Origin of the sequence: Erwinia billingiae Eb661 (assembly GCF_000196615.1) — a bacterium.
GTDB lineage: Bacteria > Pseudomonadota > Gammaproteobacteria > Enterobacterales > Enterobacteriaceae > Erwinia > Erwinia billingiae.
Genome location: NC_014306.1, coordinates 1,113,037 through 1,137,232, shown reverse-complemented (window position 1 = coordinate 1,137,232; position 24,196 = coordinate 1,113,037). Strand labels below are relative to the sequence as shown.

Annotated in this window: 23 protein-coding genes; 8 read left to right on the top strand and 15 right to left on the bottom strand. The window is 56.0% G+C overall.

Translation table 11 applies throughout. The features are described 5' to 3' along the window. Positions 1 to 38 precede the first annotated feature (38 nt). On the top strand, positions 39 to 1,262 hold the full coding sequence (gene sbcD / locus EBC_RS06515; RefSeq protein WP_013200998.1) for an exonuclease subunit SbcD: 1,224 nt from the start codon (positions 39 to 41) through the stop codon (positions 1,260 to 1,262). Continuing rightward, positions 1,259 to 4,933 (top strand): SbcC/MukB-like Walker B domain-containing protein, encoded by a 3,675-nt coding sequence (locus EBC_RS06510; protein ID WP_013200997.1) that lies wholly within the window; start codon positions 1,259 to 1,261, stop codon positions 4,931 to 4,933. The genes sbcD and EBC_RS06510 overlap by 4 nt, the downstream gene beginning before the upstream one ends. A 31-nt stretch (positions 4,934 to 4,964) precedes the next feature. Here the strand turns inward: EBC_RS06510 and EBC_RS06505 are convergent, their stop codons facing one another. The 3 genes from EBC_RS06505 to EBC_RS06495 are packed head-to-tail and all read right to left on the bottom strand — an operon-like array spanning position 4,965 to position 6,658. After that, on the bottom strand, positions 4,965 to 5,609 hold the full coding sequence (locus tag EBC_RS06505) for a DUF799 domain-containing protein (RefSeq protein WP_013200996.1): 645 nt from the start codon (positions 5,607 to 5,609) through the stop codon (positions 4,965 to 4,967). Then, positions 5,609 to 5,962, bottom strand: coding sequence for a DUF4810 domain-containing protein (locus tag EBC_RS06500; protein ID WP_013200995.1), 354 nt, complete (start codon positions 5,960 to 5,962; stop codon positions 5,609 to 5,611). Before EBC_RS06500 ends, EBC_RS06505 begins: the two co-directional genes overlap by 1 nt. Positions 5,963 to 5,980: 18 nt before the next feature. Beyond that, the gene (locus EBC_RS06495; RefSeq protein ID WP_013200994.1) at positions 5,981 to 6,658 is read right to left on the bottom strand and encodes a CsgG/HfaB family protein; all 678 of its coding nucleotides are present in this window, start codon (positions 6,656 to 6,658) and stop codon (positions 5,981 to 5,983) included. Positions 6,659 to 6,966: 308 nt separating this feature from the next. Between EBC_RS06495 and EBC_RS26100 the strand changes: the two genes are divergently transcribed. Next, positions 6,967 to 7,395: a cell envelope integrity TolA C-terminal domain-containing protein gene (locus EBC_RS26100; protein WP_049789584.1), complete on the top strand. Its 429-nt coding sequence runs from the start codon at positions 6,967 to 6,969 to the stop codon at positions 7,393 to 7,395. Here EBC_RS26100 and qhpR read toward each other — a convergent pair. Beyond that, on the bottom strand, positions 7,392 to 8,459 hold the full coding sequence (qhpR, locus tag EBC_RS06485; protein WP_013200993.1) for an AraC-like transcriptional regulator QhpR: 1,068 nt from the start codon (positions 8,457 to 8,459) through the stop codon (positions 7,392 to 7,394). The two genes, EBC_RS26100 and qhpR, sit on opposite strands and share 4 nt — an antisense overlap. A 147-nt stretch (positions 8,460 to 8,606) precedes the next feature. Continuing rightward, the gene (locus EBC_RS06480; protein ID WP_013200992.1) at positions 8,607 to 9,611 is read right to left on the bottom strand and encodes a phosphotransferase enzyme family protein; all 1,005 of its coding nucleotides are present in this window, start codon (positions 9,609 to 9,611) and stop codon (positions 8,607 to 8,609) included. A gap of 238 nt (positions 9,612 to 9,849) precedes the next feature. Between EBC_RS06480 and eat the strand changes: the two genes are divergently transcribed. Continuing rightward, positions 9,850 to 11,214, top strand: coding sequence for an ethanolamine permease (gene eat / locus EBC_RS06475; RefSeq protein ID WP_013200991.1), 1,365 nt, complete (start codon positions 9,850 to 9,852; stop codon positions 11,212 to 11,214). 34 nt (positions 11,215 to 11,248) lie between these two features. Here eat and mak read toward each other — a convergent pair whose 3' ends face one another. Further along, the gene (mak, locus tag EBC_RS06470; protein WP_013200990.1) at positions 11,249 to 12,154 is read right to left on the bottom strand and encodes a fructokinase; all 906 of its coding nucleotides are present in this window, start codon (positions 12,152 to 12,154) and stop codon (positions 11,249 to 11,251) included. A 144-nt stretch (positions 12,155 to 12,298) separates the two neighbouring features. Here mak and rdgC point away from each other — a divergent pair, with 144 nt between their 5' ends. Next, entirely contained in the window at positions 12,299 to 13,210 is a 912-nt protein-coding gene (rdgC, locus tag EBC_RS06465; RefSeq protein ID WP_013200989.1) for a recombination-associated protein RdgC, read from the top strand. Positions 13,211 to 13,284: 74 nt separating this feature from the next. On the opposite strand, the gene ppnP is transcribed toward rdgC, so the two are convergent. The 4 genes from ppnP to aroL all read right to left on the bottom strand — a co-directional run bounded on the left by ppnP (position 13,285) and on the right by aroL (position 15,431). After that, a complete protein-coding gene (ppnP, locus tag EBC_RS06460) occupies positions 13,285 to 13,575 on the bottom strand; it encodes a pyrimidine/purine nucleoside phosphorylase (RefSeq protein ID WP_013200988.1) in 291 nt (96 codons plus the stop codon). 60 nt (positions 13,576 to 13,635) lie between these two features. Beyond that, complete coding sequence (locus tag EBC_RS06455; RefSeq protein ID WP_013200987.1) at positions 13,636 to 14,313, bottom strand: AroM family protein; 678 nt, start codon at positions 14,311 to 14,313, stop codon at positions 13,636 to 13,638. A gap of 298 nt (positions 14,314 to 14,611) precedes the next feature. Continuing rightward, the gene (locus EBC_RS06450; protein WP_013200986.1) at positions 14,612 to 14,803 is read right to left on the bottom strand and encodes a YaiA family protein; all 192 of its coding nucleotides are present in this window, start codon (positions 14,801 to 14,803) and stop codon (positions 14,612 to 14,614) included. 103 nt (positions 14,804 to 14,906) lie between these two features. Beyond that, positions 14,907 to 15,431, bottom strand: coding sequence for a shikimate kinase AroL (gene aroL / locus EBC_RS06445; protein WP_013200985.1), 525 nt, complete (start codon positions 15,429 to 15,431; stop codon positions 14,907 to 14,909). Between the two features lie 305 nt (positions 15,432 to 15,736). Between aroL and EBC_RS06440 the strand changes: the two genes are divergently transcribed. Next, complete coding sequence (locus EBC_RS06440; protein WP_013200984.1) at positions 15,737 to 16,465, top strand: DUF2076 domain-containing protein; 729 nt, start codon at positions 15,737 to 15,739, stop codon at positions 16,463 to 16,465. 37 nt (positions 16,466 to 16,502) lie between these two features. Here EBC_RS06440 and EBC_RS06435 read toward each other — a convergent pair whose 3' ends face one another. Continuing rightward, complete coding sequence (locus tag EBC_RS06435; RefSeq protein ID WP_013200983.1) at positions 16,503 to 16,955, bottom strand: YaiI/YqxD family protein; 453 nt, start codon at positions 16,953 to 16,955, stop codon at positions 16,503 to 16,505. 172 nt (positions 16,956 to 17,127) lie between these two features. On the opposite strand from EBC_RS06435, the gene proC reads away from it, so the two are divergent. Continuing rightward, positions 17,128 to 17,937 carry a pyrroline-5-carboxylate reductase gene (proC, locus tag EBC_RS06430; protein ID WP_013200982.1) on the top strand — a complete coding sequence of 270 codons (810 nt, stop codon included), beginning with the start codon at positions 17,128 to 17,130 and terminating at the stop codon, positions 17,935 to 17,937. Positions 17,938 to 17,970: 33 nt separating this feature from the next. On the opposite strand, the gene EBC_RS06425 is transcribed toward proC, so the two are convergent. From EBC_RS06425 to EBC_RS25920, 4 genes are all read right to left on the bottom strand, one after another. Further along, positions 17,971 to 19,500: an FAD-dependent oxidoreductase gene (locus EBC_RS06425; protein ID WP_013200981.1), complete on the bottom strand. Its 1,530-nt coding sequence runs from the start codon at positions 19,498 to 19,500 to the stop codon at positions 17,971 to 17,973. 208 nt (positions 19,501 to 19,708) lie between these two features. Beyond that, a complete protein-coding gene (locus EBC_RS06420) occupies positions 19,709 to 20,014 on the bottom strand; it encodes a PsiF family protein (protein ID WP_013200980.1) in 306 nt (101 codons plus the stop codon). Positions 20,015 to 20,165: 151 nt separating this feature from the next. Then, positions 20,166 to 20,426 carry an anti-adapter protein IraP gene (gene iraP / locus EBC_RS06415; RefSeq protein WP_013200979.1) on the bottom strand — a complete coding sequence of 87 codons (261 nt, stop codon included), beginning with the start codon at positions 20,424 to 20,426 and terminating at the stop codon, positions 20,166 to 20,168. Between the two features lie 229 nt (positions 20,427 to 20,655). Further along, positions 20,656 to 20,799 (bottom strand): hypothetical protein, encoded by a 144-nt coding sequence (locus tag EBC_RS25920; RefSeq protein ID WP_162096468.1) that lies wholly within the window; start codon positions 20,797 to 20,799, stop codon positions 20,656 to 20,658. 288 nt (positions 20,800 to 21,087) lie between these two features. On the opposite strand from EBC_RS25920, the gene EBC_RS06410 reads away from it, so the two are divergent. After that, positions 21,088 to 24,168, top strand: a complete 3,081-nt coding sequence (locus tag EBC_RS06410) for a beta-galactosidase (RefSeq protein ID WP_013200978.1) — start codon at positions 21,088 to 21,090, stop codon at positions 24,166 to 24,168. The last annotated feature ends 28 nt before the right edge of the window (positions 24,169 to 24,196 follow it).

Below are 24,196 nucleotides of genomic sequence, written 5' to 3'. Positions count from 1 at the left end.
ATAATCGTCGACTCTGCCTTGCGCCTTAAAGGGATCTCATGCGAATTATCCACACGTCAGACTGGCATCTGGGCCAATTTTTTTACACCAAAAGCCGCGCCCCGGAACATCAGGCTTTTACAGACTGGCTGCTGGCTCAGGCGGTGGAACATCAGGTGGATGCCATTATCATCGCGGGGGATATTTTCGACACCGGTTCGCCGCCCAGCTATGCGCGCGAGCTGTATAACCGTTTCGTGGTCAACCTCCAGCAAACCGGCTGTCAGCTGGTGGTGCTGGGTGGCAATCATGATTCCGTCGCCACGCTGAATGAATCGCGTGAGCTGCTGGCCTGTCTCAACACCCGGGTGATCGCCGCGGCCAGTGACGATATCGCCCAGCAGGTGGTGATCCTGAATAAGCGCAATGGCGAACCTGGCGCGGTCCTGTGCGCCATTCCCTTCCTTCGCCCGCGTGACATCACCGTCAGCCAGGCCGGTCAGTCTGGCCATGAGAAGCATCAGACCCTGCTGGAGGCCATCACCCAGCATTACGATCGCTGCTGGCAGGCGGCGCAGGCCGAGCGGCAAAGGCTGGATTTACCGTTGCCGATTATTGCTACCGGCCATCTGACCACCGTCGGCGTGACCAAAAGTGATGCGGTACGCGATATCTATATCGGCACGCTGGATGCTTTTCCGGCCCAGGCATTTCCCCCGGCGGATTACATCGCGCTCGGCCATATCCACCGCGCGCAGCGCATCGCCAACACGGAGCATATTCGCTACAGCGGCTCCCCTATTCCGCTCAGTTTTGACGAGTTGGGCAAAGACAAAAGCGTGTTTCTGGTCGACTTTGCCGACGGCAAGCTGAGCCAGGTTGAAACGCTCTCTGTCCCGCTGTTTCAGCCGATGCAGATGATCAAAGGCTCGCTGGAAGAGATTGAGCAGCAGCTGGCCGCGATTGCGCCGCGTGAAGATGGCAAGCCGGTGTGGCTGGATATCGAGATTTCCACCCAGGCGTGGCTGAACGACCTTCAGCGGCGTATTCAGGAACTGACCCAGGAAATGCCGGTAGAGGTGGTGCTGTTGCGCCGCAGCCGCGAGCAACGGGAACAGGTTATCGACCGGCAAAACAATGAAACCCTCAGCGAACTCAGCGCGCAGGAGGTGTTTAGCCGCCGTCTGGCGCTGGAAGAAAATGAACAGCCTGAACGGCTGGCGCGGGCGACGGCGCTGTTCACCCTGACGCTGGCAGAAATTGATGATGAGGTGCAACCGTGAAAATCCTGACGCTGCGGTTCAAAAACCTCAACTCGCTGAAAGGCGAATGGAAGATAGATTTTACCGCCGAGCCCTTTGCCAGCAACGGTTTGTTTGCCATTACCGGCCCGACCGGCGCGGGAAAAACCACCCTGCTGGATGCCATCTGCCTGGCGCTGTACCACGAGACGTCGCGGCTGGGGAAACTCTCGCAGACGCAGAACGATTTGATGACCCGCGACACCTCAGAATGTCTGGCCGAGGTTGAATTTGAAGTGAAAGGCGTGGCCTGGCGGGCATTCTGGAGCCAGAACCGCGCACGCGGCGCGGTGGATGGCAATCTGCAGGCCCCGCGCGTCGAGCTGGCCCGCTGTGATGACAACAAAATCGTTGCCGATAAGGTGAAAGACAAGCTGGATATGCTGACCGCGCTGACCGGGCTGGATTTCGAGCGTTTCACCAAATCGATGATGCTGTCGCAAGGGCAGTTTGCCGCCTTTCTGAATGCCGATGCCAACAGCCGGGCAGAGCTGCTGGAAGAGCTGACCGGCACCGAAATCTACGGTCGCCTGTCCGCCAACGTCTTTGAACGGCATAAAAACGCCAAAGTGGCGCTGGATACGCTGCGTGCGCAGGCCAGCGGCATGGCGCTGCTCGACGAAGAGCAACTGCAGCTGCTAACAACCCAGTTAGAGCAGTTGGTGTCGGATGAGCAGGTACTCACTTCGCAACATCAGCAGCACAGCCTTTTATGGCAATGGCAGCAGCAATATCACGCGGCCTTGCAGGCGCTGAAAGCGGCCGAAGACGATCATCAGCAGGCCGAAAGCGCCTGGCAACATGACAGCGGCGAGCTGGCGCGTCTGGTTCAGGCCGAACCGGCAGAAAAACTGCGCCCGCTCTGGCAACAACGCGAACAGTATCAGCAGGATGCGCATCAGCTCAGCATCCAGCTGCAGAACCTGTCCCAGCAAAAGGATCGGGCTCAGCAGCAGCTGACCGGCTTAACCCAGCAGCTGAAAGCGGCCGATGAGGCACGGCAACAGCATGAAGCGCATCGCCAGCAGCAGGAAACGGTGATTACCGACAGGGTGCTGCCGCTGGATAACCGCATCGCCACGCTGGACCAGCAAAACCAGCTGCTCGAAAAAGAGGTCAGTGAGTACCAACAATCTCTTAATCGTCGGCAGGATGCCCTGCAGCAGAACCAGAAATCCCAGGCTGAGAAGCAACTTCAGCAGCAGCAAACCCGCCAATGGCAGCAGGCACATCCGCACTTTTCCGGCTGGGGTGCCTCCCTTCCCCTGTGGCGCGTGCGCTTTGAGCAGCAGCATCAGAGCGAACTGGCGCTGACTGCACTGCAGGCACGCAGTGCACAACAGGCCGCTCAGGTGGTTCAGCAGGAACAGCATTACACCGCGCTCGATCGGCAGATACAGCCTCAGCAACAGCAGCTGGAACAGGCCAAAACCCGCTGTGATGAAGCTGAAAAATTGCATCACCAGCGTCAGCTGCAGCATCCGGAAGATCGGCTGCAGGCCTCGCTGGCCCAGCTCAGCCAGCAACGTCCACTCCGACAAACGCTGGCGCTGCTGATCCCGCAGTGGCAGCAGTTGCAGACCCGCATGCAGCGACAGCAAACCAGTCAGTCAGAGGGTCAGAAACAGCTGAAGCTGACCGAACAGCAACTCGAGGTGCTGCGCGCGAACTGGAAAGAGAAGCATCAGCACTGGCAGGATCTGGAGAAGCGCTGCGAGCTTGAGAGGCGCATTGCCGGGCTGGAGCAGCAGCGGGCCTTACTGGAAGCCGGTCAGCCTTGTCCGCTGTGTGGCGCGTGCGAGCATCCTGCAATTGCCGACTATCAGGCCCTTGAGCCGTCAGAAAATCAGCAGCGGCTGGTCAAACTGAAAGCCGAGGTCGATAGCCTGAAAGATCAGGGCACGGCGACGCGGGAACAGTTGAAAAACCTGCAGCAGCAGGCGGAGAAAGAGCAGCAGCTGCGGGAAGAGAACGATCGTGAAGCCGCACAGTTACAAAGCCAGTGGCAGACCGCAGTCGATGGCCTGGCGTTAACCCTGACGCTGGCAGACCGGGAAGAAACGCAGCAATGGCTGGCCGCTCAGGATCAGTCAGAAGCTGAGGGTCAGGCTAACTTACTCAGCCTGCAGCAAAGCGCGCGAGAACTGCAACAGCAGAAAGATGCGCTGAACCAGCGGCAGAATGAGCTGGCAGCATTGCTGCAGCAGCAACAGCTGGCAGGTCAGCAACTGCTTACTACCCGACAGGCGCTGAGCGAGCTGGAGCAGCAGCATAAACAGCAGCAGGCCGCCGTGCAGCAGCAGCGCGACGACCTGCAGGCCTCGCTGGCCGAATCTGCGCTGACGCCACCCGAGCCGGGCAGCCATGAAAGCTGGCTGGCCAGCAGACAAGATGAGTGGCAGCAGTGGCTGAAAGCGGAGCAGGCGCTAACTGACCTGTTGCCACAGCTGACGACCCTTGCCACTCAGCAGCAGGCATTGAGCGATGAAATCGGCCGCGAAAAATCGCGCCTTGCGGAACTGGCACTGCGCCTTAACACCGAAGCTGAATCGCTGAGCGAATTGCGAGCCCAACGCCTGCAGCTGTTTGGCGAGCAGGCAACTTCAGCGGTACAACAGCAGCTGCGTCTGGATTCTCAGCGTCACGCCGAAAGCAGCCAAGCCTGCCTGCAGCAGTGGCAGACAGAGCAGAACCAGTTAAATACACTGACCGGACAGCATAACTCACTATCTGAGCAGTCGGTTACGCTGGCACGACGGCTTGAAGATGCTCAGCAAGCGTTGAATACCGCACTGGCCGCCAGTCACTTCAGTGATGAAGCGGCCTTCACTGCCGCATTGCTGGATGAAGAGCAGACGCTGAAACTGCGTGCATTGCAAAAGCAGCACGACCAGCGTCGCCAGCAAGCCAGCGTATTGCTGCAACAGGCGCAAAAAATCCGGGATCGGCATCTTGAGCAGAAACCCGCCGAACTCACGGAGCAGACTGAGGCGTTAAGTGAAGCGGTCAGCCGGCTGGCTAACCTGCTGAAAGAGAATAATCGCCAGCAAGGGGAAACCCGCCAGCAGCTGACCAGCGATGCCGCGCGTCGCCAGCAGCAGCAATCGTTACTGGAACAAATCCGGCAGAACGAACAGGAAGTGGAAGACTGGGGCTATCTCAACCAGCTGATCGGTTCCCGCGAAGGGGATAAATTCCGTAAGTTCGCCCAGGGACTGACCCTTGATCACCTGGTATGGCTGGCGAACAACCAGCTGAACCGGCTGCACGGACGCTATCTGTTGCAGCGTAAATCGAAAGAGGCGCTGGAGTTGCAGGTGGTGGATACCTGGCAGGCAGATTCACTGCGCGATACCCGCACCCTGTCCGGCGGCGAAAGCTTCCTCGTCAGCCTTGCGCTGGCATTGGCGCTGTCGGACCTGGTCAGCCATAAAACCCGGATTGAATCCCTGTTCCTCGACGAAGGTTTTGGCACGCTGGATGCGGAAACGCTGGACAGTGCGTTGGACGCGCTGGATGCCCTGAATGCCAGTGGCAAAACGATTGGCGTGATCAGCCACGTGGAAGCGATGAAAGAACGCATCCCGGTGCAGATCAAGGTCAGAAAAGTCAACGGATTGGGTTACAGCAAGCTGGAAACGCCCTCGGCGTAAATCGGGCGCCTGGAAGGCGCCCGATGATGACTTACAGGGTCGGTGATTTCGCGCGCGGCCCTTTTAAAATGCCGCCATTGTCATTGGCGCTCAGCAAACGGGCACTGGTGACAGAGGCCACGGTATGCGCCTCATCGCTGACGTTGTTGACGATCTGCTTCACCGCCGCCGCAACCAGCATCCCCACCAGTCCCTGGTTATTGTTGTTTTCGTTGTTCGCCGCGGTGGCCAGTCCACTCCAGATCTGCGTGCCGGTGCGCAAATCCACCAGTTTGGCAGTGGCCGTCACCTGGGTCACGCTGTCTACCACAATGTACTTGGTGCCGTACGAAGTGATATCGATGTACAGCGCCGCATCCGCATTGAAGATACTGCGCAACTTAGCCGCGCTGACGCCACGAATGTCGGTGGCATTGGTCAGGCCGTTCTGATTAAAGGTCTCTTCCACCACGGCGACCGGGAAGACGTAGTAGCCCGATTCCGCCAGCGGCTGTGTTACCAGCGAGGCAAAGCTGTGGGCGGCATTGATATCCGTGGTGCGATTTTCCGCAGGCAGCACCAGAATCGAGGCCGGCTTGCTGGCACGGAACGCGGTGTAATCATAAGGCGTTTTTTTGGCGCAGCCGGTCAGGGCCAGCACCGCCAGGACGGCGGAAATAACTACAATTTTCTTCATTAATTTGCTCCCTGCTTATTACGCATCAGAAAGTCCATATAGTGAGCGGATTCTGGAAACGCGGTTTTCTCGGCGTTAAATTGCTCGAATGCCAGATCCGGATGACCGGTATCGACATACAACAATCCCAATTGTGCGCGCAGGCCTGGCGCTACCGGTTTATTTTTGGCATGGGCTTGCTGAATAACCGCATTAAGCGTCTCAATTTCTTTTTCAGGTGCCGCACTTTTCTGGTAATAGCTGTAAAGCGAGGGCTGATAGTCACCCCAATAATAGATATTGCTACTTTTTTCGGCGCAGGCCGTCAATAACAGCGCGGTTGTCGCGATTAGCAGTGTCTTATTAATTCGCATTGTATTCCCTTCCCTGAGTTATTTAGCTGCGCGCCATGCGCCGGACTCCAGTCCGCTGACCAGATGATTTACCGCTTCACGCATCGCCAGATCGATCACCTTGCCATTCAACGTCGAGTCATAGCTGGCGGTGCCGCCAAAGCCAATCACTTCACGATTTGAAAGCTGATATTCGCCCGCGCCCTGCACGGAATAAACCACTTCAGAGGTGGCAACATCAACGATGTTCAGGTTCACTTTCGCGTAAGCAACCTGCGTTTTCCCCCGGCCCAGAATGCCCCAAAGCTGCTGATCGCCGACTTCCTTGCGTCCGAACTCGGTGATATCACCGGTCACCACATAGTCCGCACCCTTGATGGTCTGCGCGCTGCGCTTGTAGCCCGCTTCAGCCTTCAGCTCATCCAGGTTGGCGCGATCCAGCACGTTAAAGCGGCCGGTTTGCTGCAGGTGGGTGATCAGAATCGTTTTGGACTGATTGCCCAGACGATCGACGCCATCCGAGAAGATGCCGTTCATATACGCAGAGCGGTTATCGAACTTACCGACCGCGATGGGGCTTTTAGCGCCCTGCCAGGCCGGTTGCGTGGCAGCAGTCACCTGAGGCGCTTCAATGGCACGCGAGGATTCAGTCGCGCAACCGCTGAGCATGGCGCTACTTAATAAGGTCAATGCGAGGACGTTAATATAAGGTTTCATTTCTGTTCCATGAATTAAGGTGAAAACCCGTCTGACGGCTTTATTTACGGCAAACCTGTTGCCCTACTTCCCGAAGCACTTAATAAAAACAGGCATAATTTACGCTGGAAAAGGAGAATTGAAAAATAATTTATTTCCGTTATTAAGTAAATTCCCTGCCAGTTTGTTTTAATCTGAGCGAATATATTCGCTGAAGTAGAGATTTATCTGTAAAGAGTCTGACGGCGAAAAAAGAGTCAGCCAGCAAGAAGCTAACAGGATAAACTATCGGCTGGACGTCAGGATTCTTTAGAAATAGTGATGAATAAATGAAAATGAATCGGCACAAAATGGCATGGGCGTTGGCGGCAACGGTGATGACGACGCTGCTGGCCGGCTGTCAGTCAGCCAAAAATACTCAGCAAAATGCCCCGGCGACGGCGCAGGAAATGCAGGCGTTTGCTGACCAGCAGTGCACAGCCGCCACCGCAGAAATGTCTGAGGAAGACTGCCGCTACTACGCGAAAATGCAGTACGGTATTCAGCGCAATTTTTATGACCACGCGCGTTATGTTGGACGCGAATGCGTGCTGACCATTAGCTGGAAACAGAATGGGCGGTATAGCGTGTTGAGTACGTCGGGCGATGAGCAACTGTGTAAGAAAGCCTGGGGCGTGGTCAGCAGCGCGGAAAATCTGCCCGCGCCACCGAAAAAATTCCCCAGCGAAATTATTCTCGACTTTAAGCCGGCCGGTTAACCCGCCAACTCGTCCTGCCGCCACTGACGTGGGCTGATGCCAAACCAGCGGCGGAAGGCGCGGGAAAAGGCGCTGACTTCGGAATAGCCCAACAGCAGCGCCATCTCCGAAATTGGCAGCTGGCGCTGTTGCAGGTAGTGCTTGGCCATTTCGCAACGCACCTTGTCCACCAGCGCGGTGAAGCTCAGGTTTTCATCGCGTAGCCGCCGTTGCAGCGACCAGCTCGACAGCCCCATTTTTTCAGCCACCTCTTCCAGCACCGGCTCACCTTTCAGCAACACCAGATGCACCTGCGCACGGGCCTGATCGACAATATTTTGTTGAGGCGTGGCGCTGTTCAGGCGGCGGATCGCATCCTGCATCACCATTAACAGCATCGGATCGCTGTCCGGCATCGATCGCGCCAGATCGCGTTTCGGGATCAGTAATGAGTTGAAGGGTTGATCAAAATAGACCGGCGCATCGAACACTTTGCAGTGCTCATGCCATTGTGAAGGCCGTGGATGCTCGAAATGGACTTCTCTGGGTGCCCAGTTTTTACCCGCCACGTGGCGAATAAGGTTCATAAACATCCCCAGCGTCAGTTCAGCATCCTGACGGCGACAGAGGATCGCGCCGTGGCGCACCTGGTAATCCAGCCGCCAGCAATCCCCTTTATCAACCAGCCGGGTGAGCGTGTCGTGCTGATGATACGGAAAGGCATTCACCACGTTCTGCAACGCCTGTTCCAGCGTCGCCGAACACAGGCCGACATAACCAATCAGACCTAATGACTGCGGTTTAAACTGCTTGCCGTAGTGCAAACCGAAGTTATCAAAACCTGAATAACGCGCCGCTTCTTCCATCACGCGACAGTAGTTGATCAGCCCAAGGCTCAAGGTCGGGCTGGAAAGCAGTTCGGGATCGATGCCGCTGACGCCAAAAATGCGATCGACATCGCCGCCCTTCTCACTGATAAAACTGCTCAGGCCGCTGGCTGCCGCCGCCAGAACCCCACGATTACTGACGGCGCTGGCATTCAGCGCCGTTGCCATGTCAGGCTGTCTGATAAGATCGGTTTCCATCATCGTCGCCTCGGCGTAGAAAATATGCTGCTAATGCAGCAATTTTCATACCAACCTCGTCGGTGACGTTTAAAAACAAGGTGTTATGACAGGACAATCACGGGCAGATGCGGTACCCGCCGCGTGCCTGCCCGTTCTGGGTGCAACTCAGGCGCCAACCGGAAGCTCGCAGGTCTCCAGGTAGCGGCGGCACAGCCGCACAGAATGATCCGCCCACTGCGGGCCAAGACTGTGTGCCATCTCGGTTTCGGCATGGGATCCGGCCCACGCCATCAGCTGGATACGGCGCTGGATCAGCAGGGTTGGCAGCATCGCCATCTCTTCATCACTGATATGGGCAATCTGCTCGTAGCCTTTGATCCAGTGATCCACCCACTCTGCTGCACGAGGATGGTGCTCGACAAAACTGATCGCTGCCGCAAGATCGTGCAGATACCAACCCATGCCGCAGTCGTCGAAGTCGATCACCCGCGTCTCGCCTTTGTGCAGCAGCAGGTTGGTCAGCCGCAGATCCGCATGGATCAAGCCGTAACGCGAGGCGTCTTTGCCAAAGATCGTCAGATCGCTACCGACCCGGGCAATCGCTTCTTCCACCACCGGACGATCCTGCAGACGCAGATTCGGCACATCGCGCCAGTCGCCCCAGTGACTCTGCGGGCTGACCATCGTCTGGTGATCCCAGATGATGCGCTGGAATCCCGCCGGCTTCTGCCAGCTTTTGCTGTGCTGATGCAGGCGGGCGGTGATATGGCCTAACTGCTGGAAGGCACGCGGATCGACCTCGGTGGTCGGCATCTCGCCTTCAATCCAGTCAAACAGCACCACATGGCGCTCGCTACCGTCTTCCAGTTGCAGCGTCTGCACGGTCTGACCCTCTTTATCCGGCACCGCCTGCGGCACCACGATGCCGGTTTCCCGCAGCGCATCGAGCCAGTGCAGTTCACTTTCAATATCCGCACGCTGATGATAATTGCCGCGATGCAGGCGCAGCGCGTAGCGTTTGCCACCGGCTTGCAGTAAAAACGTGGCGTTCTCTGAGCGGCAAAGCAGGCTCAGCGTTCCCTGCAAGGCTGCGGGATAACGGGTGAGCGTGCGCTGAGCAAGGTTTAGCAGCGCGGCTGTATCCAGGTTGTCATATTGCGTGGCAGTCATAGTCTGGCTCCGTAATGGTTGGCTGTCGGTTACCCGCCGTGTGATACCAGCATGGCGTCACCTGCCTCTGACCCGCTTGACCGCAGATGACCCTCTTTTGACTTTAGCGTGCATCTGGCGCTTTTTTTGCTTCTGAGTTGACAGCAGAGCACAAAATTCCTTACGCCAGCGTCAAGTTTTCCGGCGGGCCACGGCTGCATTATCGACTGACAATAAAACTCATCACGGGGAATGCGTTATGACAGGCAAACTGAAGCCCACTCTGGGCACAATACATCTGTGGGGCATTGCGGTAGGTCTGGTGATTTCCGGCGAATATTTTGGCTGGAGTTACGGCTGGGGTGTGGCGGGAACCTTAGGATTCCTGGTCACCACCGCGCTGATCGCCCTTATGTATACCTGTTTTATTTTTAGCTTTACCGAACTGACCACGGCGATCCCGCATGCCGGTGGCCCTTTTGCTTACAGCCGTCGCGCCTTTGGCGAAACCGGTGGCCTGATTGCCGGTATGGCAACCCTGATTGAGTTCGTCTTTGCCCCGCCGGCCATTGCGATGGCTATCGGCGCCTATCTCAACGTGCAGTTCCCCGATCTGAATCCGAAATATGCCGCAGTGGGCGCCTATATCATCTTTATGACGCTGAATATCCTCGGCGTTAAGCTGGCGGCGATGTTTGAGCTGGTGGTGACGGTGTTAGCGGTGCTTGAGCTGCTGGTGTTTATGGGCGTAGTCGCGCCGGGCTTCAGCGTGGCAAACTTCGCCGCCAATGGCTGGTCGGGTGGCGAGCACTTCGGACTGCCTGCGCTTTCCGGGATTTTTGCCGCTATCCCGTTCGCTATCTGGTTCTTCCTCGCCATTGAAGGGGCCGCGATGGCCGCTGAAGAAGCCAGGGATCCGAAACGCACCATTCCGAAGGCTTATATCAGCGGTATTCTGACGCTGGTGATCCTGGCCATTGGCGTGATGCTGCTGGCCGGCGGTGCGGGTGACTGGCGTAAGCTGTCGGACATCAACGATCCATTGCCGCAGGCGATGAAAATGGTGGTGGGCGAAAACTCCGGCTGGATGCATATGCTGGTGTGGATTGGGTTGTTTGGCCTGGTGGCGAGCTTCCACGGTATTATTCTGGGCTATTCCCGCCAGTTCTTCGCCTTGTCCCGCGCTGGCTATCTGCCTGCCGGACTGGCTAAGCTGTCCCGCTTCCAGACGCCACACCGCGCCATCATTGCCGGTGGTTTGATTGGCATTGCCGCGATCTTCAGCGACAGCTGGATTAACCTGCAGGGCATGACGCTGACCGCCGCGATGATCACCATGGCGGTGTTCGGTGCCATCGTGATGTACATCATGAGCATGCTGAGCCTGTTCCGACTGCGCCGCACTGCGCCAGAGCTGGAGCGTAGCTTCCGTGCGCCAGGCTACCCAATCGTTCCGGGCATTGCGCTGGTACTGGCCGTGGTCTGTCTGATTGCCATGCTGTGGTTTAATGCGCTGATTGGGGCCCTGTTCGTGGCCTTTATGGTGGCAGGCTATATCTACTTCCTGATGACCAAAAACCAGCGTGCCAACGCGCCGCGTGATGCGATGCTGGCAGGCGAGTAAGCAAGAAAAAGGGCCGACCCTCGGCCCTGATTTTTTACTGCGGCCAGAGCCAGGCGGCGCCACGTACGCCACTTGAATCGCCGTGAACCGCTTTACGCAGCGGGGTTTCACACTCTCCGCCAAACACCCACTTCTTCATCAACTGCGGCACGGTCTGATACAGACGGTCGTTATTGCTCATGCCGCCGCCCATCACAATCATTTCCGGATCGAAAATATTGACAATGTGCGCCAGCGATTTTGCCAGCCGCAGCTCATAACGGCTCATCGCCAGCTCCGCAACCGGATCCTGCTGCTCCAGCAGCGTGATAATCTCCGCGCCTTTCAGCTCCACGCCGCTCAGGCGGTGATAGTCCGTGGCGAAGCCGGTGCCGGAGATAAAGGTTTCAATGCAGCCCTGTTTACCGCAGTAGCACGGCACTTCTTCGCGGTAACGCAGCTCATCTTCATCCATCCACGGCAGCGGATTATGCCCCCACTCGCCCGCATTACCGTTGCCGCCAATGTGCGCCTGACCGTTCAGCGCCACACCCGCACCACAGCCGGTGCCGATAATCACCGCAAACACCGTCTGCTTCCCTGCCGCCGCGCCATCCACCGCTTCGGACACGGCCAGGCAGTTAGCGTCATTGGCGATACGCACCTCACGGTTAAGCATTTTTTGCAGGTCTTTATCCAGCGGCTGCCCGTTGAGCCAGGTCGAGTTGGCATTCTTCACCAGCCGCGTGTAAGGCGATAGCGTCCCTGGAATGCCGATGCCGACCGTGCCCTGCTCACCGGTTTTCTCTTCGGCCAGCCTGACGAGGCCGACAATGGCGTCCAGCGTCTGCTGATAATCATCACGCGGCGTGGGCACGCGGTGACGGAACAGCGTCTCGCCGGATTCAGCAAGTGCTATCACCTCAACTTTAGTTCCACCTAAATCTATCCCGATACGCACTTGTTATTCCTCATTATTTGACGGTCATCGTCTTACCTTAGAAGGCCGGAGGCGGAAAGGCAATGAAACCCCGCCGCCGATTCGCTATCATGCGCGCTGACTTTGAATTAGCGCGCCTGATGCGCGCCCGAGAGGGAAAGCATAATGCTGTGGTTTAAGAATTTAATGGTATATCGTCTGAATCGCGAGATCCCACTGGCGGTTGACGAGATGGAAAAACAGCTTGAGGCATTCTCTTTCGCTCCTTGTGGCAGCCAGGATATGGCAAAAACCGGTTGGGTTTCGCCAATGGGCCCGCGCCATGATGCATTTACCCACGTCAATAATGGCCAGATCCTGATTTGCGCGCGCAAAGAAGAGAAAATCCTGCCTTCTACAGTGATCAAACAGGCGCTGGAAGCCAAGATCGGCAAGCTTGAAGCCGAACAGCAGCGCAAACTGAAAAAGACCGAAAAAGATTCGCTGAAAGATGAAGTGCTGCATAGCCTGCTGCCACGCGCCTTTAGCCGTTTCAGCCAGACCTTCCTGTGGATTGATACCGTTAACAACCTGATCATGGTTGACTGTGCCAGTGCCAAAAAAGCTGAAGATACGCTGGCGCTGCTGCGCAAGAGCCTCGGTTCGCTGCCGGTGGTGCCACTGACGCTGGAAAGCCCGATTGAGCTGACCATGACCGAATGGGTGCGTTCAGGTGAAACGCCGGCCGGGTTCGCACTGATGGACGAAGCCGAGCTGAAAGCCTTGCTGGAAGATGGCGGCGTGATCCGCTGTAAGAAGCAGGATCTGGTGTGCGATGAGATTGCTAACCATATCGAAGCCGGCAAACTGGTGACCAAACTGGCACTGGACTGGCAGGAGCGTGTGCAGCTGATCCTCTCCGATGATGGCTCGCTGAAGCGTCTGAAGTTTTCAGACACCCTGCGTGAACAGAATGATGATATCGATCGGGATGATGTTCAGGCGCGATTTGATGCCGACTTTATTCTGATGACCAGCGAGCTGGCGGCGTTGGTGAGCAATACGATTGAAGCTTTGGGTGGCGAAGCGCAGCGTTAAGCGGATGCATTAAAGAAGCTCAGCGCGAGACGGCTGAGCTTCTTTTGGCGCCGAACGGCGTCGGCCCTTCAGGTTTAATCTTTCAGATAGCGGCACAGATAGGAAGAAGGCTCTGCCACCTGCAGATGAAACTCGCTGTGACCCGGGACGTTAAACACCTGGCCTGGCTCAAAGTGCTTCCACTCGGCTTCACCTGGTAACAACACCTTCAACGATCCGCTGACTACCGTCATCTCTTCCGCCTGGCCGGTGCCAAACGTATATTCGCCTTCCGCCATCACGCCCACACTGGCGCGCCCGGTACTGGCACTGTCGAAACCAATTGATTTCACTTTTCCGTCGAAGTACTCACTGACGTTGAGCATATAAACATCCTTAAAATCAGAGAAAAAGATAACAGTGTAAAAGTGCCGAGAAGTTCTCGTTTACACAAGCAGTTCTGCTGCCAGTTTGGCTATTAACACATTGGACAACAATACCGGAATGCCTAACAGTTTCTGCAGGAAATCCCGATGCCGCTGGTGGTAGCCCAGACAATCCAGCACCACCACATCCGCGCCCTGCTCCTGTAAGTGCAGCGCAGCGGTAATCAGATCATCATCGCTGGTTTCCCACGGGCTGGCTACTGCAAAGTGGGGCTTCTGTCCCAGGCTCTGCCATTTGTACGCCTGCTCCGCGATATACTCTTCCCGCGCCACCACAATACCGACCTGATGCCCACCGGTGATCGCGTCCACCAGCGGCGGCAGGATACGGTAAGGTTCAAGCAGAATGGCGCTGTCAGTAAACAGGTTTTTGTACTGCCCGCTACACAGCATCAGGATAGTCTCAAAGCCCTGCTGTTCAAGTTCAAGGATCTTGTTTTGCAGCGCCGCTTCCACTTTCGCGGCCGAAAGCACCACGTGAGTGCCGTCTTCCAGGCGGGTCATCACCACCTTTTCATTGCCAGCCGTGGCGTATTTTTGCTGTATTTCGTCATGGGTCAGATCGTCAAGCAATCCAACGTGGGCGATTTGTTCTTCAGGGAGATTTTCCAGTAGCAGGGGATGGAGATCGCTACGGGCAGCCTGGCCTAGTGTAAGTGTTGCAAGTGAGTGTTTCATCGTTTTACTTTCCGCAAAGTTCGCCCTGTCAGCGAACGTAACCGCCAGATCCTCAGTGGTGTCAGTACCGGGAACCACAGATACAGAAAGCATAGCAGCTGCCTCTGAAACAGCGTGAGGGTCAGCAGGCGTGGCGGTGTTTTTCAGAAAATCTTTCAAGAGTCAGTCCAGCTCGGGCTAAGGGATGATCGGTTTTTATTTTAGGTAAATCAGGGTGCCACAGAAAAATACGGGGAGGGTCTGGCGGGGTCAAGTCATAATCTCGCGGGGAGATCGCTGGCATCCTTGCCGGCCGCCATCACTCTTTGTCTTTATCTTCGTAACGGATTTTGGCGTCCTGCGCCTCTTGCTCTGTTTCATGCTCACTGATCAGCGTGTCAGGCTTAGGATGATCGGCGCGCAGTTCGTACCAGGTGACGGTTTTCTCGGTGGTGCCTTTTTTAACCGGGACAATTTTTGCTTCACGTGGATACGGGGGTTTACCAGCCATATAATTTCCCTCTTGTCAGAATAAAAACCTCTGTCGGCAATAAAGGCCCGACAATCGCGTATCTGACTAAGTATAGACAAAGACTGGTATTTTTCCGCAGTATTTAGCTGGCGCGGGCCAGAGAGAGCATCGTAATGATGTCCTCTACCACCTTGTCCGGGCACTGCATGGCATTAATCACGTAATGCGCGGTCTGCTGATACAGCGCATCCCGGGCAGCCAGCACTTCCACCATTTCATCGGCTATCGGGCGGCCGGTGAGCGTCGGACGCTGATCCTGCTCCGGGTAGGCTTCAAGCCGCGCGGCCAGCACGTTGGCGTCCGCTTTCAGGTAGATAACCCGGCCCTGTTCACGCATAAATTTGCCGTTCTCCGCCGCCAGAACCATGCCGCCGCCCGTGGCAATGACCGTGGCCGGCGCCGTCACCGCTTTTAAGGACAGCGTTTCACGCTGACGAAACCCTTCCCACCCTTCTGCGGACACAATATCAGCAACGGTACGCTGCGTGGTTTGCTGGAGGTAGCGATCGGTATCACTGAAGGCATAGCCTAAAGCGTTCGCCAGCGCCTGACCTACGGTAGTTTTTCCGCAGCCGCGCGCGCCGATCAGATAAAGGGGTAACGACATAACTGGCACTTCCTCAGCCTGCTCGTCAGGGTCAACGCCCACGCCGAAAGGCAGATAATGATGAACTTTGCGTCGCATCATACCGATAATTTCCCTGTGCGACCAGTAGTCACTTTTTCTTTACACCCGCCGTGTGACCCAGGTCGATTAACAGACTGAATTATAACAATTAACAGGGTGTAATTTTAACTTTACAATCACAAAATAACCGCGCGATAACAGCAACATTTCCTTACCCGATGCACGTTTACTTTCCCACGCGTAGCCCCAATATAGTCAGCATCACCCGTTACGGAGTTAGACCTATGCAGAGCGAAGAACAACAGTTAATAGAGAGCCTGTTTGGCCGTTTAAAACAGGCTGAAACTCAGTCCGGCCAGCGTGACGCCGAAGCGGAGAAATTAATCCAGCAGCAGGTTCAGCAACAGCCAGGTGCACCTTACTATATGGCGCAGTCGATTCTGATTCAGGAAGCGGCACTGAAACAGCTGAACAACCGTGTCAGTGAGCTGGAAGCCAGGCTGGCTCAGGCCCAGCAGCAACAGCCCCAGCAGAGCAGCGGCGGTTTCCTGGCCGGCCTGTTTGGCGGCGGCAGTCAGCGCCAGCAGCAGCCGGCACAGCCACAGGCCCAGCAGCAGAACCCGTGGAACAGCGCGCCGCCTCCGCAACAGCAACAACAGCCTGCTTATGCGCCTGCGCCCGCTCAGGCTGCGGCCCCTTCCGCGACGCGCGGCTTTTTAGGCGGCGCATTGCAGACGGCGGTCGGTGTTGCCGGTGGCGTGGTGATGGCAGATATGCTGACCAGCATGTTCCATCATTCGCAGCCAGAGGAAATTGTGAACATTATCAACGAGCCGGCGATGCCGCAGGAAAACTTTGATAATAATCTCGATACCTTTAACGGCACCGGCAATGACAATCAGTTCGCCAGTCAGGATTCGGGCTATCAGCAGGATAACAGCAATGATTTTGCTGATTTCGGTGGTGATGACTTCAGCGGCGATGATTTTGGCGACGACGACAGCTTTGTCTGATTAACGCAGCGGGTGGAGTTCTCCACCCGCTTCTTGATTATTTTTTTTTCTGGCTGAGCAGCCACTTATCCAGTTCATTGGCAAACTGCTGGCGATCGCGCTGGTTCAGCGTCGCCGGTCCGCCGGTCTGCACGCCACTGGCCCGCATCGTATCCATAAAATCACGCATGGTCAGCCGTTCGCGAATCGTGGCGTCGCTGTAGCGTTCACCCCGTGGATTCAGCGCAATCGCCCCCTTCTCCATCACTTCTGCCGCCAGCGGAATATCCGCGGTGATCACCAGATCGCCCGCTTCAGCCCGGCGCACAATTTCGTTATCGGCCACATCAAAACCCGCCGGCACGCGCAGCGTGGTAATAAAACGCGATGGCGGCACGCTCAGCGGCTGATTCGCCACCAACGTGACCTTCATCTGCTCGCGTTCGGCAGCCCGGTAAAGCACCTCTTTGATCACTTTCGGGCACGCATCGGCATCCACCCAGATTGGCATATGACCCCTTTCCTTTTTGTTATTACGATAAACAGGGAGATCATGCCGTGCTTTTCAGGAATGGCAAATCTAATCTGCCGGTAACGGCTAAACGAAGCGGAAACTGGATAAAGGCCGGGAATGACGTAAGCTAGAGCCGTATCAAATACTGACTGAAACAGGGAGCACAACGGTGGATAAGAAAATTGGTTTTATTGGCTGCGGCAATATGTCGAAAGCCATTATCGGTGGTCTGGTTTCGTCGGGTCAGATCGCACCTGAGAACATCTGGGTATTTGACCGTAAACCGGCCACCAATGAAGCGATGCAGCAGCAATACGGCATTACGCCGGCGTCCAGCGCGGAAGAAGTGGCCAAACAGGCCGATATCCTGTTTGGTGCGGTGAAACCCAATGTCATTTTGAACGTGCTGAAAGAGATCGCCAACAGCCTGAATAAAGATACCGTGGTGGTGTCAATTGCGGCGGGCATCACGCTGGATTCACTGGCGAACGTACTGGGCCACGACCGTAAGCTGGTTCGCGTCATGCCGAACACGCCGGCACTGGTGAATGAAGGGATGACCTCAGTGACGCCAAACGTGCTGGTCACCAAAGAAGAAGCCGATGAGATTGTTGATATCTTTAAGGGTTTCGGTAAAGCCGCGCTGGTGCCGGAATACATGATCCATGCGGTGGTCGGCGTAAGCGGTTCTTCCCCGGCGTATGTGTTTATGTTTATCGAAGCGATGGCGGATGCAGCGGTGCTGGGCGGGATGCCACGCGCGCAGGCGTATCAGTTTGCCGCGCAGGCGGTTAAAGGCGCAGCGCAGATGGTGCTGGAAACCGGCAAACATCCTGCTGAACTGAAGGATATGGTGTGCTCGCCTGGCGGCACCACCATTGAAGCGGTGAAAGTATTGGAAGAGAAAGGCTTCCGCGCGGCGGTGATGGAAGCGATGCAGCAGTGCATGGCCAAATCCGAGCGGATGAGCAAGGCCTGACCTTAAGGGGCGAACGGCGTTCGCCCCTGTCGATCACTTCAGCGCTTCTTTGACCAGCGCAGCGGTTTCAGCCATCGTCATCGGCTCCTGCATCCGCAAGACCAACTCGGCGGTGAAGGTATACAGCCCGCAGGAGGCTACCGCCGCCAGCTGGCCTTTCTGCCCATAGAGCGCGACAAATTTCTTATCTGCCAGCGACCCAAACAGCTGATAGTCATCCCACTCTTCCGCATGACCCAGATATTCGTAGCGCGTCCCAAACTGCGCGGTCCAGAAGAACGGCACGCGATCGAACGCTTCGTTTTGCTCCAACATGTTCTTAGCGGCAACCCGACCCTGCTGTTGCGCGACCCGATAGTGCTCAATCCGCAGCGGGCCTGACGCCGCCGGGAAGGTGGCGATATCGCCTGCGCTCCACACCTGGCTGGCCACTTCTAACGTCTCACTGGTGGTCAGGCTGGCATCGTCATTGAGCGGAATGTCATGAATAAACGAGGTGCCCGGCGCGACGCCCGTAGCCAACAGAACGATATCAGCCGGCACGATTTTACCGCTTTTTAACGCAATCGCACTGACGTGACCGTTATCTTCCTTCAGCTCGGCCACCTCGCCGTCGATAAACTCCACGCCTTTATCTTCATGCAGCTTGCGGAAATAACCGGCAATCTCCTCACCGAAGGTGTTTTTAAACGGCAACGGTTCCGGTGCTACCACCTGTACCTTCACATCCTGCGCACGTAGCGCAGACGCCAGCTCCATGCCGATAAAACTGTTACCAATAATCACCAGCTGCTTGGTGGCATCGACCGCCTGCAGCAGCTTGTCAGCCTGCTCAAGGCTGCGCAGCACATGCACGCCCTGCAGCGCCTTACCTTCCAGATCTGGCCGCTGCGGAATGCCGCCGCTGGCAATCAGCAACTTGTCATACTGCAAGCTTGTGCCATCGGCGAAATGCAGGGTCTGATTACGGCTTTCAAGCCGTTCGACGTCCGCCAGCTTATGTTCGGCATAGGCGGAGAAATCCTCTTTTAACAGCGGAGGAACCTCATCAATCTTCATGTTGCCGGAAGGGACAAATTTGGTCAGCACGGTACGATCGTAGGGCGCCTCACTTTCACGATCGACCAGGATCAGCTTGCCGGTAAAGCCTTCCCTGCGCAGCGTCCATGCCGCAGCCGCTCCTGCCGCGCCGGTGCCCAGGATCACAAAGACCGGATCCTGGCGATCGGCCTGGAAAGTGGCCAGCGGCGGCAGCGGCTCGGGATCCACCTGCACCATGCCGTTTTCTACTCTGACCGGATAGCGCTTTAGATCGCTCAGCGCTAAGGGCTCGCACAGACTGCCGTCATTCAAGCTGAAGTTGGCTTTATGCCACGGGCAAACCAGCCTGTCGCCATAGATTGCGCCCTGCTCTAACGGCGCGCCAGAGTGGGGGCATTTGCTTTGGAAGGCTTTCACTTCCTGCTGCTCGCGGATCAGAATTATACCGGTTTCACCTACCGGCACTCTGACGGGTTTTCGCTCAGGGAGATCCTGTAAAACGATGGCATTTTGATAGCTCACGACAAGGCTCCTTTTTATTATCTGTTTTCAAATCAACAGTAATAAGCCTGGCATTTACAGGGGAAAGGATCGAAAAGGGGCAGGCGAAGCGAGGATAATTACGGTTAAGCCATTGTTTATCATTGATTATTAATATTTAAGGAAATATGAATGAACGGTGGGACGGAGGGGAGTGCGAAAAGAGGGGCCTGAGCAGGCCCACCTCAGGTTAACTTTTTTTCAGGCAGCTGCTCATATAGGTTTTACGTTCATCCCCTTTCAGCATTTTTTCACCGGCCTGGGTATTACAGGTTTTCATTTTCATCTGCTGTGGCGTCATCGAGTCCATTTTGCTGTCTTTCTTCAGGCAATTGCTCATAAAGGTTTTTCGTTCATCGCCTTTTAAGGTCTTTTCACCGGCCTGCTGATTACACACGGTCATTTTTTGTTGTTGGGCGGTCTTTTCTGCCGCGCTGGCATAACCACCGGCCATTAACGAAAGCATTGCCGCAACCATCAGATATTTCAGCTTCATGTTTTCCATCCCTATTTGATTAACGAACACTCAAAGTTTGGCAGAAATTCAGACGGGAGCGAGAAAGAAAAGCAGAAATAAACATAAGGGAATAATGAACGGGGTCAACTCGTCACCGCATACATGCGAGCGACGGATTTGATAAAGCAGATTACTGGCGGGGATGAAGCAAAAGGCGCTGAATGTAACCTTCCAGCAATGACGAGTCTTCGGGATTGATGGTCTCCGAACGTGTCGCCGTGTCCATCGCGGTAGTGATGCTGTCTGAGATCTGCTGGAATTGATGACTGTCCAGCTTACGCAGTAATGCGGTCACCACGATTTCTAACGCCTCAACCTGAGCCACTAATTCCTTGGACTCTTCTTCTTTCTCCGCCAGCCTGACCAGCAGTTCTGCAATGAGGTTTTTCATGCGGACGTCTCAGCGAGTTAAAGCAAGACGTTAACACCAGCAAAAAAAAAAGAAAATAGATAATCGCTATATTTTTTCGTTACTTAAACACGGTATTGATTTCATTATTCACTTTTGCGAAGCGCAGCAAATTTTTATTGCGAGCGAAACGTTTTGCTGCCTGTTAATGTCACAAAATAATCGTCAGCAATTAAAATCAGAGGCAATTTGCCTCTGATTTAAGGTTTTATCAGCCTGGGCCCTGAGAGAAGCCACCGCGTGGGCCACCGCCGCCCCAACCGCCGCCGTGACCGCCGCCGCCGCCACCACCTGGAGGTGGGAACAGGCAACCACTTAAGGCTGTTACCAGCGCAATCACACTTACTACTTTCATTAATCGGTTCATTGTACAGACCTCCACGGAACAGTGGCGCTGATAGTAAGCGTCCGTTACTGGCCCAGCAATGCAGAATAGTCCGGTTCAGGGCCATTTTTACCGCCAGTCACTACGCTTAACACTTTCCTGTCAGAACCCCGTAACAATGCTGGGTTAACCCGGTAAATTGCGGATTATCCGCAGGCTGGTTTACCTGCGATCGTGCTCGCAGGATCGCAGGGATCTGCTTTACAACGACGCCAAACCGGCGCAATGTGAGCGCATAACATTTATGAGGTATTGTTGATGAAACCCGCTCCTTCTCTCTCTTTGCAACAGCAACTGATCCGCCGTGATTGGGAAAATCCGGCCGTAACGCAATTGAATCGCCTGCCTGCGCATCCGCCTTTCTCCAGCTGGCGTTCGGTTGCTGCGGCCAGAGAAGACAGAACGAGCGAGCGTCGCCAGTCCCTGAATGGCGTCTGGAACTTCAGCTATTTCAGCCAGCCAGAACTGGTTCCGGACAGTTGGTTAGCGCAGGATCTGCCGGAGGCGGATCCCCAGCCGGTGCCGTCAAACTGGCAGCTGGCTGGTTATGACGCCCCGATCTACACCAACGTGCAGTACCCTATTCCGGTCACGCCACCTTTTGTGCCGAATGAAAACCCGACCGGTTGTTATTCACTGACCTTCAGCTGCGATCCGGACTGGCTGACGTCAGGACAGACGCGGATCCAGTTCGACGGCGTGAACTCGGCCTTTTACTTATGGTGCAACGGCCAGTTTATTGGCTATTCGCAGGACAGCCGCCTGCCGGCAGAATTCGATCTCTCACCGGTGCTGACCCACGGCGAGAACCGTTTGGCGGTAATGGTGCTGCGCTGGAGTGACGGCAGCTATCTGGAAGACCAGGACATGTGGCGCATGAGCGGGATTTTCCGCGATGTCAGCCTGCTGCATAAACCCGCCGTGCAGCTGAGCGATATCCAGATTGAAACGCATCTCAGCCCTGAGTTTCACTCCGCCCAGCTGAAAATTCTGGCGGTCTGCTCACTGGAGCATGCCGGGCAGTATCAGGTTGAGGTTCAGCTGTGGCGGCATAACGCGCTGGTTGGCAGCGTTCACCAACCGTTTGGCAGCGCGATCGTGGATGAGCGAGGCCGCTACAGCGATCGCACCACGCTGACGCTGCGCGTGGAAAATCCAGCGTTATGGAGTGCGGAAACGCCGCATCTATATCGGGCGACCGTGGCGCTGCGCGATCTGCAGGGGAACCTGCTGGAAGTGGAAGCCTATGATGTTGGTTTCCGCAAAATCGAAATCCATCAGGGCTTGCTGAAGCTGAATGGCAAACCGCTGCTGATTCGCGGCACCAATCGCCATGAACATCATCCGGAACATGGCCAGGTGATGGATGAAGCGACGATGATCCGCGACATCACGCTGATGAAGCAGCATAACTTCAATGCCGTGCGCTGCTCGCATTATCCCAACCATCCGCTGTGGTATCGCCTCTGCGACCGCTTCGGACTGTATGTGGTGGACGAAGCCAATATCGAAACGCACGGAATGCAGCCGATGAACCGTCTGTCGGACGATCCGGTATGGTTCAATGCCTTTAGCGAACGCGTGACCCGAATGGTACAGCGCGATCGCAATCACGCCTGCATCATCATCTGGTCGCTGGGCAACGAATCGGGACATGGCAGCACGCATGACGCGCTCTGGCGCTGGATCAAAAGTAACGATCCGACGCGGCCGGTGCAGTATGAAGGCGGCGGTGCCGATACCGCCGCCACCGATATCATCTGCCCGATGTATGCCCGCGTCGATCAGGATCAACCGTTCGACGCGGTGCCGAAATGGTCACTGAAGAAGTGGATCGGTCTGCCGGAAGAAACCCGTCCGCTGATCCTCTGTGAATACGCGCATGCGATGGGCAACAGCTTTGGCGGCTTTGCAAAATACTGGCAGGCCTTCAGAGCGTTTCCACGGTTGCAGGGCGGCTTTGTCTGGGACTGGGTCGATCAAAGCCTGACCCGTTACGATGCGCAGGGCAATGCCTGGCAGGCTTACGGTGGCGACTTTGCTGACACGCCCAACGATCGTCAGTTCTGCATGAACGGTCTGGTTTTTGCCGACCGTACGCCGCATCCTTCCCTGTTTGAAGCGCAGCGTGCGCAGCAATTCTTCCAGTTTTCGCTGCTCAGCACCCGGCCGTTAATCCTGCGCATTGAGAGCGAATATCTTTTCCGCCACAGCGACAATGAAATCCTGCGCTGGTGCATTGAGCATAATGGCGTGGAGATAGCGGCAGGTGAACAACCGCTGGCCATCGCTGCGGAAGGTCGGGTGGATATCGAACTGCCACCGTTTGCCGATCTTGATGATCAGCTGTGGCTGAACGTTGAGGTTATCCAGCCAGAGGCGACAGCGTGGTCGCCGGCAAATCACCGCGTGGCCTGGGATCAATGGCAACTCCCTTCTCGCCTGCCAATGCCTTCACCGCTTAAGTCGTTGTTCATCCCCGAAATGGTGGAGACCGAACAACTGATCGAAATCCGTCAGCAGAACCAGCGCTGGCAGTTCTCAAAACACAGTGGCGAACTGGTGCAGTGGCTGATTGATGGGCAGCCTCAACTACTGACGCCATTACGCGATAACTTCACCCGCGCGCCGCTGGATAACGATATCGGCATCAGCGAAGTGACTAAAGTCGATCCGAATGCCTGGGTTGAACGCTGGCAGCGCGCCGGTTTCAATCATCTGGAAAGCGAGCTGACAGATTTCCAGGCCGATGCCCTCAGCCGCAGCGTGCAGCTGACCGCCACCCATGCCTGGTTGCATCAGGGCGAACGGCTGTTTATCAGCCGTAAAAGCTACCTGATTGATAGCGCGGGAGAATTACATATTCAGGTAGAGGTAGATGTGGCTGCAGGCTTACCGGCACCGGCCCGCATCGGTCTCAGCTGCCAGTTAAGTCAGCCGGCAGAAAACGTCAGCTGGCTGGGCCTGGGCCCGCACGAAAACTATCCGGACCGCCTGCTGTCCGCGCAGTTCTCACGCTGGACGCAGCCACTGGACGCGCTCACTACGCCGTATGTGTTTCCCAGCGAAAACGGTCTGCGCTGCGGCACAAAATCGTTAAGCGTGGGCAGGATGAAGGTCGACGGGGAGTTTCATTTCTCGGTCAGTCGCTACAGCCAGCAACAGCTTCGCGAGGTGACCCACCGTCATCTGCTGCAGGAAGAGGAAGGCTGCTGGCTGGTGCTGGATGGGTATCATATGGGCGTCGGCGGCGATGACTCGTGGAGCCCCAGCGTCAGCCCTGAATTTCTGCTGTCAGCCTCACGCTATCGTTATGCGCTGACGCTGAAAGCAGAGTAAATGCGTGTTCAGGCCTGACGGCAGCAGC

Bases quoted from the DNA above. Each gene is read 5' to 3' on its own strand.
- sbcD (WP_013200998.1), top strand. From the start codon at position 39: ATGCGAATTATCCACACGTCAGACTGGCATCTGGGCCAATTTTTTTAC.
- EBC_RS06505 (WP_013200996.1), bottom strand. From the start codon at position 5,609: ATGAAGAAAATTGTAGTTATTTCCGCCGTCCTGGCGGTGCTGGCCCTG.
- EBC_RS06500 (WP_013200995.1), bottom strand. From the start codon at position 5,962: ATGCGAATTAATAAGACACTGCTAATCGCGACAACCGCGCTGTTATTG.
- EBC_RS06495 (WP_013200994.1), bottom strand. From the start codon at position 6,658: ATGAAACCTTATATTAACGTCCTCGCATTGACCTTATTAAGTAGCGCC.
- EBC_RS26100 (WP_049789584.1), top strand. From the start codon at position 6,967: ATGAAAATGAATCGGCACAAAATGGCATGGGCGTTGGCGGCAACGGTG.
- qhpR (WP_013200993.1), bottom strand. From the start codon at position 8,459: ATGGAAACCGATCTTATCAGACAGCCTGACATGGCAACGGCGCTGAAT.
- EBC_RS06480 (WP_013200992.1), bottom strand. From the start codon at position 9,611: ATGACTGCCACGCAATATGACAACCTGGATACAGCCGCGCTGCTAAAC.
- eat (WP_013200991.1), top strand. From the start codon at position 9,850: ATGACAGGCAAACTGAAGCCCACTCTGGGCACAATACATCTGTGGGGC.
- rdgC (WP_013200989.1), top strand. From the start codon at position 12,299: ATGCTGTGGTTTAAGAATTTAATGGTATATCGTCTGAATCGCGAGATC.
- ppnP (WP_013200988.1), bottom strand. From the start codon at position 13,575: ATGCTCAACGTCAGTGAGTACTTCGACGGAAAAGTGAAATCAATTGGT.
- EBC_RS06455 (WP_013200987.1), bottom strand. From the start codon at position 14,313: ATGAAACACTCACTTGCAACACTTACACTAGGCCAGGCTGCCCGTAGC.
- EBC_RS06450 (WP_013200986.1), bottom strand. From the start codon at position 14,803: ATGGCTGGTAAACCCCCGTATCCACGTGAAGCAAAAATTGTCCCGGTT.
- aroL (WP_013200985.1), bottom strand. From the start codon at position 15,431: ATGTCGTTACCCCTTTATCTGATCGGCGCGCGCGGCTGCGGAAAAACT.
- EBC_RS06440 (WP_013200984.1), top strand. From the start codon at position 15,737: ATGCAGAGCGAAGAACAACAGTTAATAGAGAGCCTGTTTGGCCGTTTA.
- EBC_RS06435 (WP_013200983.1), bottom strand. From the start codon at position 16,955: ATGCCAATCTGGGTGGATGCCGATGCGTGCCCGAAAGTGATCAAAGAG.
- EBC_RS06420 (WP_013200980.1), bottom strand. From the start codon at position 20,014: ATGAAGCTGAAATATCTGATGGTTGCGGCAATGCTTTCGTTAATGGCC.
- iraP (WP_013200979.1), bottom strand. From the start codon at position 20,426: ATGAAAAACCTCATTGCAGAACTGCTGGTCAGGCTGGCGGAGAAAGAA.
- EBC_RS25920 (WP_162096468.1), bottom strand. From the start codon at position 20,799: ATGAAAGTAGTAAGTGTGATTGCGCTGGTAACAGCCTTAAGTGGTTGC.
- EBC_RS06410 (WP_013200978.1), top strand. From the start codon at position 21,088: ATGAAACCCGCTCCTTCTCTCTCTTTGCAACAGCAACTGATCCGCCGT.